The 17017-nt window shown below is 71.3% G+C and carries 17 protein-coding genes; 10 read left to right on the top strand and 7 right to left on the bottom strand.

Features of this window, described 5'->3' with window-relative positions:
• Window positions 1–112 precede the first annotated feature (112 nt).
• From NFR93_RS06365 to NFR93_RS06340, 6 genes are all read left to right on the top strand, one after another.
• Window positions 113–1093 carry a Bug family tripartite tricarboxylate transporter substrate binding protein gene (locus tag NFR93_RS06365; protein WP_251450978.1) on the top strand — a complete coding sequence of 327 codons (981 nt, stop codon included), beginning with the start codon at window positions 113–115 and terminating at the stop codon, window positions 1091–1093.
• The gene (locus NFR93_RS06360) at window positions 1090–1776 is read left to right on the top strand and encodes a tripartite tricarboxylate transporter TctB family protein (RefSeq protein WP_251450976.1); all 687 of its coding nucleotides are present in this window, start codon (window positions 1090–1092) and stop codon (window positions 1774–1776) included. The genes NFR93_RS06365 and NFR93_RS06360 overlap by 4 nt, the downstream gene beginning before the upstream one ends.
• The gene (locus NFR93_RS06355; RefSeq protein ID WP_251450974.1) at window positions 1776–3338 is read left to right on the top strand and encodes a tripartite tricarboxylate transporter permease; all 1563 of its coding nucleotides are present in this window, start codon (window positions 1776–1778) and stop codon (window positions 3336–3338) included. The genes NFR93_RS06360 and NFR93_RS06355 overlap by 1 nt, the downstream gene beginning before the upstream one ends.
• Before the next feature lie 9 nt (window positions 3339–3347).
• Window positions 3348–4115, top strand: coding sequence for an NUDIX hydrolase (locus NFR93_RS06350; protein ID WP_251450972.1), 768 nt, complete (start codon window positions 3348–3350; stop codon window positions 4113–4115).
• A gap of 21 nt (window positions 4116–4136) precedes the next feature.
• The gene (locus NFR93_RS06345; protein ID WP_251450970.1) at window positions 4137–4481 is read left to right on the top strand and encodes a DUF2200 domain-containing protein; all 345 of its coding nucleotides are present in this window, start codon (window positions 4137–4139) and stop codon (window positions 4479–4481) included.
• 62 nt (window positions 4482–4543) lie between these two features.
• On the top strand, window positions 4544–5746 hold the full coding sequence (locus NFR93_RS06340) for an NAD(P)/FAD-dependent oxidoreductase (RefSeq protein WP_251450968.1): 1203 nt from the start codon (window positions 4544–4546) through the stop codon (window positions 5744–5746).
• 30 nt (window positions 5747–5776) lie between these two features.
• Here NFR93_RS06340 and NFR93_RS06335 read toward each other — a convergent pair whose 3' ends face one another.
• Entirely contained in the window at window positions 5777–6742 is a 966-nt protein-coding gene (locus tag NFR93_RS06335) for an LLM class F420-dependent oxidoreductase (protein WP_251451529.1), read from the bottom strand.
• Between the two features lie 217 nt (window positions 6743–6959).
• Here NFR93_RS06335 and NFR93_RS06330 point away from each other — a divergent pair, with 217 nt between their 5' ends.
• Complete coding sequence (locus NFR93_RS06330; protein ID WP_251450967.1) at window positions 6960–7451, top strand: metallophosphoesterase family protein; 492 nt, start codon at window positions 6960–6962, stop codon at window positions 7449–7451.
• Window positions 7452–7484: 33 nt separating this feature from the next.
• On the opposite strand, the gene NFR93_RS06325 is transcribed toward NFR93_RS06330, so the two are convergent.
• The 4 genes from NFR93_RS06325 to NFR93_RS06310 form a co-directional block, all read right to left on the bottom strand.
• Entirely contained in the window at window positions 7485–8441 is a 957-nt protein-coding gene (locus NFR93_RS06325) for an aggregation-promoting factor C-terminal-like domain-containing protein (RefSeq protein WP_353049901.1), read from the bottom strand.
• A gap of 233 nt (window positions 8442–8674) precedes the next feature.
• Window positions 8675–9949: an RNA polymerase sigma factor gene (locus tag NFR93_RS06320; RefSeq protein WP_251450963.1), complete on the bottom strand. Its 1275-nt coding sequence runs from the start codon at window positions 9947–9949 to the stop codon at window positions 8675–8677.
• Between the two features lie 42 nt (window positions 9950–9991).
• Complete coding sequence (locus NFR93_RS06315) at window positions 9992–10411, bottom strand: YciI family protein (RefSeq protein ID WP_251450961.1); 420 nt, start codon at window positions 10409–10411, stop codon at window positions 9992–9994.
• Window positions 10412–10491: 80 nt separating this feature from the next.
• Window positions 10492–11496, bottom strand: a complete 1005-nt coding sequence (locus tag NFR93_RS06310) for a serine hydrolase domain-containing protein (RefSeq protein WP_251450959.1) — start codon at window positions 11494–11496, stop codon at window positions 10492–10494.
• A gap of 134 nt (window positions 11497–11630) precedes the next feature.
• Between NFR93_RS06310 and NFR93_RS06305 the strand changes: the two genes are divergently transcribed.
• The 3 genes from NFR93_RS06305 to NFR93_RS06295 are packed head-to-tail and all read left to right on the top strand — an operon-like array spanning window position 11631 to window position 13462.
• A complete protein-coding gene (locus NFR93_RS06305; RefSeq protein ID WP_251450956.1) occupies window positions 11631–11996 on the top strand; it encodes a bleomycin resistance protein in 366 nt (121 codons plus the stop codon).
• Window positions 11993–12706 carry an NAD-dependent deacylase gene (locus NFR93_RS06300; RefSeq protein ID WP_251450955.1) on the top strand — a complete coding sequence of 238 codons (714 nt, stop codon included), beginning with the start codon at window positions 11993–11995 and terminating at the stop codon, window positions 12704–12706. The genes NFR93_RS06305 and NFR93_RS06300 overlap by 4 nt, the downstream gene beginning before the upstream one ends.
• A gap of 57 nt (window positions 12707–12763) precedes the next feature.
• On the top strand, window positions 12764–13462 hold the full coding sequence (locus NFR93_RS06295) for a hypothetical protein (RefSeq protein WP_251450954.1): 699 nt from the start codon (window positions 12764–12766) through the stop codon (window positions 13460–13462).
• Here NFR93_RS06295 and NFR93_RS06290 read toward each other — a convergent pair.
• A complete protein-coding gene (locus NFR93_RS06290) occupies window positions 13423–14733 on the bottom strand; it encodes a glycosyltransferase (protein WP_251450936.1) in 1311 nt (436 codons plus the stop codon). The two genes, NFR93_RS06295 and NFR93_RS06290, sit on opposite strands and share 40 nt — an antisense overlap.
• Window positions 14730–16910, bottom strand: coding sequence for a glycosyltransferase (locus NFR93_RS06285; RefSeq protein ID WP_251450934.1), 2181 nt, complete (start codon window positions 16908–16910; stop codon window positions 14730–14732). Before NFR93_RS06285 ends, NFR93_RS06290 begins: the two co-directional genes overlap by 4 nt.
• Between the last annotated feature and the right edge of the window lie 107 nt (window positions 16911–17017).

Below are 17017 nucleotides of genomic sequence, written 5' to 3'. Positions count from 1 at the left end.
CGCGGCGTGAGCATCAAAGAGCGAAAGTCGGTCCGACCGCCAGCCGAGGCTCGCAGGGTGCGAGTCTACCGTCCACATCCACGACGACGACGAAGTCGGTACAGGAGCGAAGATGCGTCGAAAAGTGATCGGGACGATTGTGGGGGTCCTCGCCGGAGCCCTCTTCCTCACCGCTGCGGTCCACGCCGGCTCGACCGGGGGAGCGGCCAGTCCGCGCACCAAAGTGACCCTCGTCGCGCCCGCCGCCCCCGGCGGCGGTTGGGACGCCTTCGCCCGCGAGGCGCAGCAGGTCATGCGCGCCGAGAACATCGCCCAGGGCGTGCAGGTCGTCAACGTCCCGGGGGCGTCCGGCACGATCGGCCTGGCACAGGTGGCCGAGATGGGCGACCGCCACGACCTCATGATGGTGACGGGCGGCGTGATGGTCGGCGGCATCGTCATCAACGACTCGCAGGTCACCCTCGACGACGTCGTTCCCATCGCGCGCCTGGCCGACGACTTCAACGTCCTCGTCGTCCCCGCCGACTCGCCCTACGAGACGCTCGCCGACTTCGCCGAGGCCCTCGCCGCAGACCCGGGCGGCACGGCGATCGCCGGCGGCTCCCTGGGCGGCATCGACCACATCCTCGCCGGACTCCTCGCGCGGGAGGTCGGCGCCGACCCGGCGGCGGTGAACTACCTCGCCTACCCGGGCGGAGGGGAGGTCGTCACCTCCATCCTCTCGCACACGGCCGAAGCGGGACTGTCCGGCTACAACGAGTTCCGTGACCAGATCGCCTCGGGCAACCTCCGCGCCCTCGCCGTCTCGGCGGGCGAGCCCGTTCCCGGCATCGACGTGCCCACGTTCCGCGAGGCCGGCGTCGACGTCGCGATGTCGAACTGGCGCGGATACGTCGCCCCGCCGGGCATCGACGACGACGTCCGCGACGAACTGGTCGCCATGGTGACCGAGCTCCGCGAAACGCCTGCGTGGGACGAAGTCCTCGCACGCAACGGCTGGGTCGACAGCTTCATGACCGGCGACGAATTCGCCGACTTCATCGCCGAGGAGACCCGCCTCACCACGGCCGTCATCGAGGAGCTCGGACTGTGAGCCGCACCGAACCCCAGCCCCGCACCGAACCCCACACCCTCACCACAGGAGCACTCCGTGTCCAGCGGATGCCGCGGTGGTACACCGGACGCAGTGAGCTCGTCGTCGTCGCCGGCGTCTACGCCCTCGCCATCGCGTTCACCGCCGGCATCCTCACGATGGACGTGCCCGAAGGCACCGCGTTCCCCGGTCCGACGTTCTTCCCGACACTCGTCGTGGTGTTCCTCTACGTCGTCGGCACCGCGCTCGCCATCGAGGTCCTCCGGCCGCGCCGCCGCCGCCATGTGGCGGACGACCCGGTCGAGATCTCGGACCACATGCTGCAGGACCTCGGCGGCCTCGACGCGACCAGCGAGATCCGCGTCGTCTCGCCCGAGGAGCAGCGACCGTCGGTCGGCGACTCCGCCGGTGACTCCGCCGGCGAGACCGGCGGGTCGGGCGTCGACGTCAAGACGGTGCTGCTCACCGTCGGAGCGCTCGCCGCGTTCATCCTCGTGCTGCCGCTGGCGGGCTGGCTGCTGTCGGCCGCGGCGCTGTTCTGGGTCATCGCGTGGGCGTTCGGCAGCCGACGCCCGCTGATGGACATCGCCATCGGCGTCATCATGTCGTCCACCGTGCAGCTGGCCTTCGGCGCCGGCCTCGGCCTGTCGCTGCCGGCCGGCTTCCTCGAGGGAGTTCTCTGATGGATCAGCTCACGCACCTGCTCGAGGGCTTCACGGTCGCCTTCACTCCGCAGAACCTGCTCTTCCTCGTCATCGGCGCCGTGCTCGGCACCGCCGTCGGCGTCCTCCCCGGGCTCGGATCGGCCATGGCCGTGGCGCTGCTGCTGCCGGTGACCTTCAGCCTCGACCCGACCGGCGCCTTCATCATGTTCGCCAGCATCTACTTCGGCGGCCTGTTCGGCGACTCCACCTCCGGCATCCTGCTCAACACGCCGGGCAACTCTTCCGCGATCGCCACCACGTTCGAGGGTCATCGCATGGCCAAGAGCGGACGAGCCGCCAAGGCGCTCGGCACATCCGCGATCGGCGCCTTCATCGGCGGCACCATCGCGTGCGTGCTCGTGGTGTTCTTCTCGCCCTACATCGTCAGGCTCGCGACCATATTCGGCCCGGCGGAGTACTTCGCCCTCGCGGTGTTCGCCTTCGTGGCCATCTCGGCGGTCGTCGCCGACTCGATCGTCCGCGGGCTCGTCGCACTCGGACTCGGCTTCGCGCTGGCCCTCGTGGGGATCGACGGCATGAGCGGCACCGAGCGCTTCACCCTCGACAGTCCGGTGCTCTTCGACGGGATCTCGATCATCGTCGTCACCGTCGGCCTCCTCGCCCTCGGCGAGGTCATCCACGTCGCCTCGCACATCCGTCGCGGCGGTGGTCCCGGCACGCTGGTCGCTCCGCACGGATCGCCGCTGCTCACATGGGCCGAGTGGCGGATGGCGCTGCCGGCTTTCCTGCGCGGAACCGCGTTCGGCGTGCCGTTCGGGGCGATCCCGGTCGGCGGCTCCGAAGTGCCGACGTTCCTCGCCTACGGCACCGAGAAGCGTCTCGCCCGCCGCCGCAAGGACCCCGACTTCGGAACCCGCGGCGCGTTGCAGGGGGTGGCCGCGCCCGAGGCCGCCGGCAACGCCACCGCCGGTTCGGCTATGGGCGCCCTGCTCGGACTCGGGCTTCCCACATCGGCGACCGCCGCCATGATGATCGCGGCGTTCCAGCAGTACGGCATGCAGCCCGGCCCGCTTCTGTTCGAGCGCAGCGGCGACCTGGTCTGGCCGCTGCTGGCGAGCCTGTTCCTCGGCCTCATCATCCTGCTGATCATCAACCTGCCCTTCGCCGCCGTGTGGGCCAAGCTCCTGCTCATCCCGCGCCACTACCTGTACGCCGGCATCACCGTCGTGGCGATGCTCGGGCTGTACGCGATCGCCTCACGGGTCGTGGACCTGTGGATGGCGCTCGCGATCGGGGTCATCGGGTTCGCGATGCGTCACTTCTCGATCCCGCTCGCGCCGGTCCTCATCGCCGCGATCCTCGGGCCGCTCGCCGAGACCCAGTTGCGGCGTGCGCTCGCGGTGTCGGAGGGCGACGCCGCCGTGCTGGTGTCCTCGCCGATCACGATCGTGCTCTACGCGCTGCTGGCGGTGGTCGTCGCTGTCAGCGTGATCCAGCATTCCCGGCACGCGGCGCGGTCCCGCGCGCGGGCGGCGACGGTCGCGGACGACGCGGAGCGGGTCGGCGCCGGGCGGGCGTAACCTGGGGCGATGCCCGCTGAGCCGCCGCCGTCCCCCGCGCGCGAACAGCTGCAGTCGCTGGCCCGGGCCGCAGCCCGCGGTGACGACCGACGCGGTATCGGGGCACCCGACCTGCCGCCCGCCCTCGATCCGCGCCCGGCGGCGGTGCTGATCCTGTTCGGGGTCCTCGACGCGCTGCCCAGCAGCCACCATGCGCACGAGAGGTCGGTGTCGCGCGACCTCGATGTGCTGCTGCTGGCGCGCGCGACGACGCTGCGCTCGCACCCCGGACAGGTCGCCTTCCCCGGTGGCCGTGTCGACGGCGACGAGAGCCCCGTGGCGGCAGCCCTCCGCGAAGCCCAGGAGGAGACGGGTCTCGATCCCGCGGGCGTCGACGTGCTCGGCGCCGTCGAGCCCGTCCCGCTGGCCTACTCCCGGCATCTCGTCACTCCGGTGCTGGCGTGGTGGCGGCATCCCTCGCCCGTCGGGGTCGTCGACGAAGCCGAGTCGTCCGCGGTCTTCCGCGCGCCCGTGGCCGACCTGCTCGATCCCGCGCGCCGGGGCGTCACGGTGATCCGCCGAGACGGGCGGGAATGGCGCGGGCCCGGATTCCTCGTGCCGCGCCACGATGGTCACGGCGCGCACCTCGTGTGGGGCTTCACCGGGATGCTGCTGAACGGACTGTTCGACCGGCTGGGGTGGACCGAGCCGTGGGACCAGGAGCGGGAGCTGCCCCTCACCGGTCCTGGCTTCGACGAGTCCGAGCTGAGCTCGTCGGCGGGCTCGTCGACCGACTGACGGCGGAGTACGCTTGCGCTCGTGCACCGGATCTTCTCGCAGAGCTTCGCCTCGGTCTATCCGCTGTACGTCGCGAAAGCGGAGCGGAAGGGCCGGACCAAGGACGAGGTCGACCGCGTCATCGAATGGCTCACCGGCTTCGACGACCAGGCCCTCGCGCGGCACCTCGATGAGCACACCACGTTCGAGGATTTCTTCGCCGACGCCCGCCTGAACCCGAAAGCCGAACTCATCACCGGAGTCGTCTGCGGTGTGCGGGTGCAGGACATCGAGGACCCGCTGATGCAGAAGATCCGCTACCTCGACAAGCTCGTGGACGAGTTGGCGAAGGGCCGGCCGATGGAGAAGGTCCTCCGCGTCGCGTAGCCCGCCCCCGCGCGCGCCGCAACCCCTGCGATGCACGGCGGCGCCGGACGTACGGTAGCGCTATGTCCGACTCAGCGACCCATCACCGCGTCCTCGTCATCGGGGGCGGGAACGGCGGCGTCTCGGTGGCCGCCCGCCTGCGCCGCGCCGGCGTCACCGACATCGCGCTCGTCGAGCCGCGGGAGCACCACTACTACCAGCCGCTGTTCTCGCACGTCGCGGGCGGAACCGCCCGCGCGAGCATCACCGTCCGCCCGCAGCAGGCGGTCATCCCGCGAGGCGTGCACTGGATCCGGGCCGCCGTGACCGGCATCCACCCCGATGACAACGCGGTGAGTCTGGACGACGGCTCGCGCGTCACGTACGACCACGTGATCGTGAGCCCCGGCCTCCAGAACGACTGGTCCCGCATCCCCGGTCTGGTCGAGGGGCTCGACTCGCCCACGGTCGCCTCGCACTACGAGCACGCCCTCGCGGCCAAGGCGTCGCTGCTGCTGCGCGACCTCACGAGCGGGACGGTCGTCTTCACCGAGCCCGCCGGGCCGGCATCCTGCGCGGGAGCCGCGCAGAAGCCGATGTACCAGGCATGCGACTACTGGAGAGCGACCGGGGTCCTCGATGACATCCGCGTCGTCATGGTGGTTCCCACGGACACGGTCTTCGGCATCCCCGCCATCGACCGGGAGCTGGAGCGCAGCATCGACGCGTACGGCATCGAACTGCGCACCGGCAGCGAAGTGATCAACGTGGATGCCGCAGCCGGCGCCGTCGTCATCTCGGGGCCAGGCGGGGACGAACGGCTGTCGTACGACGTGCTCAATGCGGTTCCCCCGCAGTCGGCCCCCGACTGGCTCAAGACGTCGACGCTGCCGCACGAGGGCGATGGGGGCGGCTTCGTCGAGGTGGACCCCGAGACCCTGCGGCACCCCCGCTACCCGAATGTGTGGGGACTCGGGGATGCCGCGGCGACGCGGAACTCCAAATGCGGGGGCGCGCTGCGCAAGCAGACCTTCGTGCTGGCGAAGAATGTGGCCGCGGTCCTGCGCGGCCACGAGCCCGCGCACCGCTACGACGGGTATGCGGTCTGCCCGTTCACCGTCTCGCGCTCGAGCGTGGTGTGGGCCGAGTTCGACGACACCGGCGCGCTGAAGCCGACGATCCCGTTCCTGCCGACGATGTATCGCGAGAACCGGCTCTCGTGGATCGCCGACCGGTACGTGCTGCCGTGGGTCTACTGGAACCTGATCCTCACCGGTCGGGTCTGAGACCCGGCGCGCGCACCGCGTCGGGCGGGGTCACAGCTTCCGCAGCTTCTCCAGCAGGGGACCGGCGGCTTCGGCGAGGAACCGGTCCTGCAGCTCGTCACCGACCTGCACGATCGCGACATCGGTGAACCCGGCCTCGATGTACGGACGCACGCTCTCGGCGATCTCGTCGAGATCGGGGCCGCACGCGATCGACTGGGCGACGTCCTCGGGGCGGACGAACTGGCTCGCCGCCTCGAACCCGGCGGGCGTGGGAAGGTCCGCGTTCACGGCCCACCCGCCCCCGAACCACCGGAACTGCTCGTGGGCGCGTTCGATCGCGGCATCCTTGTCGGGGTCCCATGAGATCGGGATCTGACCGATCTTGCGCGAGCCGGCGTCGTGCGCCGAATCCCACTGCTGCACGAGCTCGGCATCGGGCTGCACCGCGATGAGGTGGTCGCCGAGCGGGGCGAACATCGCGATCGACTCCTCACCCGAGACGGCGACGCCGATCTCGACCGGGGTGTCCGGCGTGTCCCAGATGCGTGCGGAGTCGACGTGGAAGTGCTGGCCCTTGAAGGTCACCAGTTCGCCGGTGTGGAGGTCGCGGATGATGTCGATCGCCTCGGCCAGCATCTCCTGGCGGGTCGTGACGTGCGGCCAGCCGCGTCCGACCACGTGCTCGTTCAGGCTCTCTCCCGAGCCGAGACCGAGCAGGAACCTGCCCTCGCTGAGGATCTGCAGCGTCGCCGCCTTCTGCGCGACCACCGCCGGGTGGTACCGCATGGTGGGGCAGGTGACATAGGTCATCAGCTCGACGCTCGACGTGGCCTGGGCGACGGCGCCGAGCACCGTCCATGCGTACGGGGAGTGACCCTGGTCGACCAGCCACGGCGAGTAGTGGTCGCTCTGCACCTCGAAGTCGAAGCCGACGTCCTCCGCCGCCTGCGCGTAGCGCACCAGCTCGCGGGGGCCGCTCTGCTCGGACATCAGGGTGTAGCCGAAACGGGTCATGCCGCGCCTCCAGTCGTCGTCGGCGCCGGTGAGCGCCTGCACGAGACGTTAGGCGAGGTGCGGAGGCCCGGGCGGGGGATTGCGGCCGGTCCCGGTGGGTGCTAGCCGGCGGGTGCTCGCCAGCGGTGCTGGCCGACGGTGCTCGCCGGCTGTGCTGGCCGACGGTGCTCGCCGGCTGTGCGGAGCCCCCATGGCGGCTGCGAGGGATGATGGGCGGATGACGCGACTGCTCCTCATCTCGGACACGCACATCCCCGGCCGCGCGCGTACGCTCCCCGACCCGGTGCGACGAGCGGCGGATGCCGCGGACCTCATCATCCACGCCGGCGATTGGGTGGCGGCATCCGTCCTCGATGACCTGCAGCGACACGGCGAGGTCATGGGAGTGTGGGGCAACAACGACCCCGACGACCTGCGTGCGCGTCTGCCCGAGGTCGCGTATCGGGTCATCGACGGAGTGCGGTTCGCCGTCGTGCACGAGACCGGCGATGCCCGTCGGCGCGAGACGCGCATGGACGAGGCGTTCCCCGACACCGACGTGCTCGTCTTCGGCCACAGTCACATCCCGTGGGACACCACGACCCCGCGAGGGATGCGACTGCTCAACCCGGGGTCGCCGACGGATCGCAGGCGCCAGCCCCACCGCACGATGATGACGGTGCGGGTGGAGGACGCAGACGTGCGAGAGGTCGGGCTCGTCACCGTGTGACGGAGCCCGACCTCTCGTGTCGTGTGCTGCGGGTCAGTACCAGTTGACCGCCTGCGAGTGCGACCACGCGGCGCACGGCGATCCGTAGCGGCCGTCGATGTAGCCGAGCCCCCACGCGATCTGCGTCGCGGCGTTGGTCTGCCAGTCGGCGCCGGCGGTGGACATCTTGCTGCCCGGAAGCGCCTGCGGGATGCCGTACGCGCCGCTGGACGGGTTCATGGCCTGGTAGTTCCAGCCCGACTCCTTGTTCCACAGCGACACCAGGCACGAGAACTGGTCGCCGCCCCAGCCGTAGTTTCCGAGCATGCCCTGAGCGATGGCCTGAGCCTCGGCGGGGCTGGCGCCGCCGCCGGTCGATGCCGGCGCGGCGGGAGCCGCGGGAGCAGCAGGGGTGGAAGCGGAGGACTGCTCGGCGGACTGAGCCTCGGCGGCTTCCGCGGCGGCGGCCTCGGCGGCAGCTGCCTCTTCGGCGGCCTTCTTCTCGGCCGCGGCCTTGGCGGCTGCTGCGCGCTTGGCCTTGGCCTTGGCCTCCTGCTTCGCCTTGCGCTCCTTGGCGTCCTCGAAGCGCTCCTGCAGTCCGTCGACCTTCCCGTCGACCGCTGCGGTCTCCTCGGTGACCCTCTCGGTCAGGCTCGGCACGAGGGGGGCGGGCATGGTGCGCGCGGCCTCGAGGCGCTCAGCGGCGGCCTCGAGATCGCTGGTGTCGACCGTGGTCTCTACGTCGCCGACGTCCAGACCGGACTTCTCGATGACGGCGGAGATCTTCACGGATGCCGCGACGGCGGCCTCCGCATCGGCCAGAGCGCTGCGCACGTCCACCGAGATCTCGTCCGTGCCGGTGGCCGTGACGATCGGCGCCGGGTTGTCGGAGACCGTGAACGACGCGAGTGCGAAGCGGGGCTGGGTGTCGGAAGCCTCGGCCAGCGAGGCGGGGGCGAGGCTCACCCCGACGGCGGCGACGAGACCGAGGGTGAGGCCTCCGGCGATCACCGCGGGACGCCTGCGATTGCGGCGGTCTGCAAGGCGACGAGCGCGACGGGCGGGCACAGAAGACGTGGTGGAGCGCATGTAAAACCGGGTTCCGTATAGACATTCCGCGCCTCGGGTAGGCGCAAGGCGTCCGCTTCCGCGAACACAAGTCCCCGAGTCTGCCCACCGTGTCTGGACGGTTCGTGTGCGAAACCTGGATGATCGGTGTGAGCGGCGGTGCGAAAAAGTCCCGGTCAGGGGCTCGGGTTCGCCGCGGTCGGGCCGGTGTTCACCAGACGATCCGCTTTGCGGAGCAGGACGTCCCGCTGCGAGGAGTTGCCCGTCAACGCCGCCGCCGTGCGCAGTTCCGAGCGCGCTTCGTCCACCCGGCCCAGTCGTGCGAGGAGCTCGCCGCGAACGCTCGGCAGCAGGTGCGATCCTCGCAGCGCCCCCGCCTCTTCCAAGCGGTCGAGGATCGGCAGCGCATGTTCGGGACCCTGCGACATCGACACCGCGACCGCCCGATTGAGCTCGACCACAGGACCCGGCGCCACGCGCGACAGCACGTCGTACAGCAGCGCGATGCGCGCCCAGTCGGTCTCGTCGACGCTCGCCGCGACCGCGTGGCACTGCGCGATGGCCGCCTGCAGCGCATAGGCGCCGCGGCCCGTGCCCCGCGCCGCCGCGGCGGCGTCCGACCGTGCCAGCATCCGCCCCGCTCGTGCGATCTGGCCGTGGTCCCAGCGGCGGCGATCCTGATCGGCCAGCAGCACCGGTTCGCCGTCGGGCGTCTCGCGGGCGGCGAACCGGGAACGCTGGAACTCCATGAGCGACACGAGCGCGAGCGCTTCGGGCTCGTGCGGAAGCAGTCCGACCACGATACGACCGAGTCGCAGCGCCTCGTCGGCCAGATCCGGTCGCACCCAGCGGGTGCCGCCTGTGGCGGCGTACCCCTCGGTGAAGACGAGGTAGACCACGCCGAGCACCGCCCCCAGACGCGCCCGCCACTCCGCCGGGTCGGGGGGCTCGTACGGCACCCGGGCGGCGGCGAGCGTCTTCTTGGCTCGTGTGATGCGGGCCTGCACCGTCGGCACACCGGTGAGCAGCATCCGTGCGATCTCGTCGGTCGAGAGCCCGGCCACCACGCGCAGCGTGAGCGCCACCTGGGATTCGCGGGAGAGCGCCGGATGGCACGCGGTGAAGACCAGGCGCAGGACATCGTCGTCGATGAGCTCCCACTCGTCGTCCGCAGCCTCGTCCAGAGTGTGCGCGATCGCCGCGTAGCGCTCATCCCGTCGCTCGCGGCGTCGCCACGCGTCGATGGCGCGACGTTTGGCCACCGACGTCAGCCACGCTCCGGGGTTGTCGGGGATGCCGGCATCCGGCCATGACCCGAGCGCTTCGAGGACCGCGTCCTGTGCGACATCCTCGGCCAGGCCGAGGTCGCCGGTCATCCTGGCCACGGATGCCACGATCCGAAGGCCCTCGATGCGCCAGACGGCCTCGACCGTGCGCCGAGCATCATCCATCGACACGGCCTCTCACGGGACGGCCGATGGTCGCAGGAGCGCTCACTTCGCGCCGAGCTCCTCGCGCCAGCCCTTCTCCTTCCGGATGTACTCGTTGTCGGCGAAGTCGGCGAAGTCGCTCTCATCGGTCACGCGCCGCACCTCGAGCTTGCCGCCCGGTCCGAGAGGGCACCGCTTCGCCCACTCCAGGGCCTCCTCGGCGGTCGAGGTCTCGATGATCCAGAAGCCGTTGAACAGCTCGTGCACCTCGCCGTAAGGGCCATCGCTCACGATCGGCGCGTCGCCGCCGAACTCCACGACGTAGCCGGGCTCGGGGGCCAGGCCGTCGCCGCTGACCATGACGCCGGCCTTCATCATCGATTCGTTGTAGGCACCCATCGCGTTGATGACGGCTTCGAAGTCCATCTCGGCGTAGCGCTCCGCGCCTTCCTGCGTCGCCCGCATGATCAGCATGTGCTTCATCGTCCTGCTCCTCGTTCGGTGGGGATCCTTCATCCCCTCTCACTATCTCGTCGAACGGCGGCGAGCGGAATCGACATGAATCAGGAAATCGCTTCGGCCATCGCCCCGATCACCGGCCAGGCGCCCTCCGAGCTGTTGCCGAGCACACTTGCCGTCGTCGCGGATGCCGGGATGTGGGTGGAGCGGAACGACACGCCCGCGTCGTACCCCTCGATGATCGCCGCCTCGCCATCGGGGCTGAGGAAGACTCCGAGACCCGACATCATGTCCTCATCGGGAACGTCGTAGCGGGGGCGCGTCATCTCGGCGACGACGTCCGGGGTCACGAGCCGCCCCTCGAACAGCGCCCGCCAGAACCGATGGAGATCGCCAGCGGTGGTGAACGCGCCGCCGTCGCCGTTTCCGAGGACGGGAAGGTGCAGGGTGTTGACCCGATCGCCCGCGTCGAAGAGGTAGCCCACGGCGGCGGACCCCGGCAGCTCGTCGAGCCGGAGGAAGTCCGTATGCGGCAACGCCGCCGGTGCGAACACGAGGCGCCGCAGGATGTCGTGGAAGGTGCCGCCCATGACCCGCTCGAGCACGATGGCCAGCACGATGTACGCGCCGTTGCAGTACGAGAAGCCCGCTCCGGGCGTGGATCTCTGCGGAAACCCGTCGACCAGGGGAAGGAAGGCCGCGGCCGTGTCCAGGGTGTGCACCGGCGCGGCGAGCACGTAGTCCGCGACATCCCAGTCGGCGTCCTCGTCGAGGTAGTCCCCGATACCGGACGTGTGAGCGATGAGCTGCTCGATCGTCACCGCGTCGTCGATGAGCGGGAGATCATCGCGGAGCACCTCGCGCACCGGCTGATTCAACCGCAGCGCGCCCACCTCGACGGCCTTCAGCGTCGCGATCGCCGTGAAGATCTTGCTGCCGCTCGCGATGGCGAACCGGGTGTCGAGGGTGTTCGGTGCGCCGAGCGCGCGGTGCGCGCTGCCGTACGCGCGGGCGAACACCTCTTCCGAGCCCCGGTGGACGCTCACCACCCCGCTGAAGGAATTCTTCGCCGCGGCGGCGTCGATCACGGCGGAGTCCAGGGTGCGCATGGCCGTTCCGATCCCAGGCCCCGTCGCACCGGCCTCGATGTCGCTGCCGCGGGATGCTCCTGACGCGTGTGAGTTCATGCTCACACACCCGGCGACGGAGTGCACGGGGGAATCTCCGGCGGTATCGTCTGGTCATGGCGGATCGAGCGGTGCCGAACCTGCCGTCGCGGGACTTCGACGCGACGGCGGACTTCTATGGTGGATTCGGCTTCGGGGTGGACTACCGCGACGGCGGGTGGCTGATCCTCGCGCGGGGGACGCTTCGGCTGGAGTTCTTCCTCGCGCCGGAGCTCGATCCCTATTCCAGCTGGTTCATGGCGAGCATCCGCGTGGGCGATCTCGACGGCCTCTACGCCGAGATCCGTGCCGCCGGGGTCCCCGAGGCTTCGTCAGGCATCCCGCGCCTGGTCCCCGTCGCTCTGCAGGAGTGGGGCCGGCGCGCCGGCTACCTCGTCGACCTCGACGGAACGCAGCTGCATCTCATCGAGGACGCCGGGTGACGGCATCCCGGATCGTCGTGCTCACCGGGGCCGGCATCTCGGCCGAGTCCGGCATCCGGACCTTCCGCGCGGCCGACGGACTGTGGGAGGACCACCGGATCGAGGACGTGGCCAGCCCCGAGGGGTTCGCGCGCAACCCGGCTCTCGTCCACGCCTTCTACGACGCCCGTCGGCTCGCCGCCCGTCATGCCGAGCCCAACGCCGCCCACCGCGCGCTCGCAGACCTGGAGCAGGCGCTCGGTGATGACGTGGTGATCATCACCCAGAACGTCGATGATCTGCACGAGCGCGCCGGGTCGCGCAACGTCATCCACATCCACGGCGAGCTCGCCCGCGCCCGGTGCACCTCGTGCGGGGCACGGCCCCGGTGGACCGAGGACCTCGCCCCGGAACCGCCCTGCCCGGTGTGCGGTGAGCGCGCGCTCCGCCCCGACGTGGTGTGGTTCGGCGAACACGTGCACCACCTCGACGAGATCTACGCCGTCGTCGAGGGCTGCCGTGAGTTCTGGGTCGTGGGCACGTCGAGTCAGGTCGCGCCCGCCTCGACGCTGCACGCGGTCGCCGCCGCGGTCGGCGCGCGGACGGCGCTGCTCAACCTCGAAGCGCACGACGACGTCACCCTCTACGACGACGTCGTGCTCGGGCCGGCGAGCGAGATCATCCCCGACCGCGTGAGGCGCGTGCTGGGCGCCGCGGCGGACACGTCGTAGGCTCGTTCCATCGTCGGCTCGACACCGACCGCCCCCGTCCCCCAGGAGGAGCAGCCTGTGCCCGAGCATCCCACCGACGCGCCCGCGAAGATCGTGCTGCCGTGGCGTCCCGCGCCGTCGCGTCTCGACGCGTTCGAGCGCGTCGTCCAGTGGTACGGCACGCACTTCCCGGACCTTCCGCTGGAGACGATCGACACCGACGATCAGCCGTTCGTCCTCGCCGCCTGCCGGAATGCGGCCATGCGCGCCGCGGATCCCGAACAGGTCGTCGTCATCGGCGACGCCGACACGCTGCCCGAGCCCGCCGCGCTGCGGGCGGCCATCGCCGCCGCCCGCGACAGCGACGTCGTCCACCTGCCCTACGACGAGTACCGCTGGCTGGGTCGCGAAGGCTCGACGCAGTTCGCCGCCGGCGTGCCTCTCATCGACTGCGTGTACGACCTGGTCGAGGGCGCCTGTTCCGGTGTCTACGTGGCCACGCCGCGCACGTGGGAGCGCCACGGCGGTCAGGACGAGAACTTCCGCGGCTGGGGATTCGAGGACGCCGCATGGTTCCTCGCCCACCAGACCCTGCTCGGAGCGCCTCCCCAGCGCCATTCCGGACGCGTCTACGCGTTGCACCACATCGGAGAGGTCCGCGCCGGCGCCGCGTACGACGCCAACGCGGCGCGCATGGAGCGCTACACCGCCGCGGCCGGCGACCCCACCGCGATGGCTCAGCTGGTCGGGCTCGTCGGAGCAGAGAGGGTCGCGTAGGCGATCTCGGGCCCCGTCCGCGCCCGCTGGGCCGCGGCGATGTTCTCGAGCGCCACGCGGCCGCCCCACGCCGGGTCGACGAGTTCGGCGACAGCCGAGGTGAGATCGTCCACCGATGCCGAGTTCGGATCGAGCGCTCGCCCCGCCCCGACGCGCTCGACCGCCGCGGCGCCGGCGAACTGGTCGGTCGAGAACGGCAGCACCAGCAGCGGCACCCCCTGCCCCGCCGCTTCCGTCACCGAGTTGTTCCCGCCGTGGGTGACTGTCGCGGATGCCGCGCCGAGCAGCCGCACCTGCGGCAGGTAGTCGCGGACCAGCCAGTCGGCGGGGAGGGGGCCGAGTTCGTCGGGCGACGTCACACCGGTCGCGATGGCCGCACGGACGCCGAGGCGCCGGAGTGCCGCCGCCACTCTCGCCAGCACGTCGCCGCGCACCGACAGGAAGCTCCCGAAGCTGACGTACACGAACGCGCCGGCCTCGGCGATCCACGCGTCCACCTGCGGATCCGGCCGTTCGGTGCGCCGCGTCGACCCGAGGAACACGTGCGGGGGCAGCGACCGACCGTCGCCGGCGGCGAGGGCGTCCGGATAGTTGTACAGAACGGTGTCGCCGTGGAGCGCGAAGGCATCCGCGACGCCCGTCGCGGCGGGGTCGAGTTCTCGCGCGGCCTCCGACCACTGGGTCGCGAAGCGCGCGGAGACCTCTTCGCACAGGGCGCGCAGGTCGCGCAGGTCGCTCTCGCGCGGTGCGAACGCGGCCGGCCAGGCGGGCGGGAATCCGTAGACTTCGCCGGCCACGGGCAGCGCCGACGGATGCCCGAGCACGACGTCGCCGTACGGGACGTCCGCCGTGTGCAGGGCCAGCCGCGCGCTGAATGCCAGGTGGTCGACGATGATCGCGTCGGGGGCGACACGCTCGACGACGTCGAGGGTCGCGCGGGCGCGATCAACCGGCATCCACATCAGATCCGTCAGGCGCTCCCGGGCCTGGTAGGTCAGCGTCTCGACCATGCCGCGCCGGGTGGCGGCGAAGAAGCCCTCGAGTGACGCGGCCTCGGCGGCCTGCTGCTCCTGCGATCGGATGACACCCGCGTTGGCGCCCCTCCCGAGCGGCAGGTCGACGCGTGCGAAGCCGAAGTCCGACACGATCGGTTGGGTCGCCGGGCCCGTCGCCACGACGACGTCGTGGCCGTTCCGCTGCCACTCGGTCGCGAGGGTGGCGAGGGGGAGCAGGTGCGAGGCGTAGTCCGGGCTGATGACCAGGAGCGTCATGCCGGCAGACCCGCTGCGCGCATGAGCTCTTCCTCCATCGACGCCACGGTCGAGTAGACGGGTGCGAGAGCGCGGGCCATGGCCTGGATGGTGAAGCGCGACGACACGACCTCGCGGGCGCGCTCGGCGACACCGTCGTCGGCCCCGCCGGCGCGATCGAGCGCCGCGGTCATGGCCTCGACGAGGCGCTCGCGATCCCACGTGGCGGCAAGGAAGCCGGTGTCACCGTGGTCCACATAGGTCGCCGGGCCGCCGCCGTCGGGGGCGACGACGACGAGTCCCGTCGCCATCGCCTCGAGGAGGGCGATGCCGAACTCCTCCTTGATGCTCGCGCAGGCGTAGACACCGCCGGGGGCGGCACGCCCCGGCATCCCGAATCGCGTTGCGGCGAGCCACCGCGCCGTCACATCGTTCGGGCGGTGTCCGGCGATCACGAGACCCCGCGCGGCACGCTCGGGAGTCGGGACGGCGGCTTCGATGAGATCGAGCTGCTCGCGCTCATCGAGCGACGGCGCGTCGAGGTCTCCGCCGATGACGAGCAGATTGGCCCGCTCCGAAAGCGGGGACCCCGCCCACGACTCCACGAGGGTCGCCATGCCCTTCACACGGTGCAGGCGGCCGACCGAGACGATCAGGGGCAGTTCGCGTCGCGCGGGGTCCAGCTGGTCGAGCAGCGCCGCGAGGTCTGCGAAGCCGTCCTGCGCGGGCATGTCGCCGGCGATCGCGCGCTGCGCCTGCGCGACCGAGCGATCGACGACCTCGAGGTCGACCCCCTCGGCCACGACCGTGTGGCGCTCCTGGTGCGAGCCGATGTCGATGCCGACGAGCTCCCGCATGTCGCGGGCCAGGTCGGGGCGGGGGAAGAGGACGGTGTGCGAGGCCGATCCGGCGAGGCTCTGCACCAGTCGGATGCGGAACCAGAAGTGCTCTTTGAGGTCGGCCGCGCCGAAGCCCTCGCGGGTGAGCGCCCCCGAACGGTCCATCGACTGGATGACGCTGTGGGGATCGGGGGCGACGGTGAACACGGTCGGGATGCCGAGCTCGCGCGCGACGTCGGCCGCAGCGAGGCTGCCGACATCGGCCATCCGCAGGTGGAGGACGTCCACCTGCCCGGCGGCGCGCAGAAGACGACGGATGCCGCGACGCGCCGTCACCCGCAGCGGCCACGCCGCGGCCGACGGCGTCGGCTGGTCTCCGAGCGGCACGTGCCCGTAGACGTGCCCCGACGCGGTCCCGGCCACGTCGAGCAGATCGATGCTCGCCTGCGCGACCGACCCCCGGGACATGGTGAGCACGCGCTCGACGGCGGGTGACTCGTCGCTCGACGGAGCCGTCTCACCGGACGGCACGGCCAGGGCGTTGCCCAGCCGAACGAGGAGCGTCGCGATCCCGCCGTTGTCGCCGGCGCCGGCCGACGACAGGGTGGGGTCGATGTCCGCGTGCAGGAACAGCTGGGCGACGGTGAGCCCGCCCCGCACGGTGCCCGTCGCGTGCGGCGGCTCGAGGTCGATCAGAGCGAGCCGGGCGACGTCCCCGACGGGGCCGCCGGTGGCCAGGAGGTCCTCGAGGTCCGCGACGATTCCGGCGTTCGCCTCGCGCTGGCCCAGCGCGGCGATCGCCGCCTCGCGGACGCGGATCGGCTCCGTGTCGTCGAGCGCGATGCGGCGCAGCGGGCGGGTCGCGAGCGTTTGACGGACCAGGCCCAAGGTCTCGACGAGACGGCTGCGCGCCCCGGTCTCGCGATGCCCACTGAGGGCGGCTTCGAGGGCCACGGCGAGCAGTTCTCCTGCGCCGGCCGACCACTTCTCGAGGGTGTGCTGCGCCAGCATCCCCGAGAATCCGCCGGCGGCGACCATGCCGATGAGTCGGGCGACGGCGGCAGTCCGGGGAAGCCCCTGGGCCAGTGACCAGGCGGCGTGCTCGCGGACGAACGCGCGGTGGTCCGACATCAGCGAGACCAGGAGCCGCCCCGCCTCTTCGTCGTGCATCTCGGCGAGCGCGTGCACCGACGCGAGCGCGGCGATGTCGTCGGCGCCGCCGAGGGCGGCCGAGAGGACGCGGAGGGTGCGGACGCTCGGGTCGCGTCCTGCTTCGAAGGCCAGGTCGTCCGCGGCGCGCAGAGCCTCGATGATCGACGGGGCCTCCACGACCCGATCCATCGCCGTCTGAATCCCCATGGCCGGTCCCTTCCGCACGCGGTCTCGCCGCATGCGAGCAGATGCGATCGTAGTAGCGGTGGGTGGCCGGGAGCATACGGTTGACAAAACCCCCGGCATCCTCACGG

It is taken from the genome of Microbacterium sp. Marseille-Q6648, from assembly GCF_943181415.1.
Lineage (GTDB): Bacteria > Actinomycetota > Actinomycetes > Actinomycetales > Microbacteriaceae > Microbacterium.
This window is presented reverse-complemented; position numbering and strand designations above follow the sequence as displayed.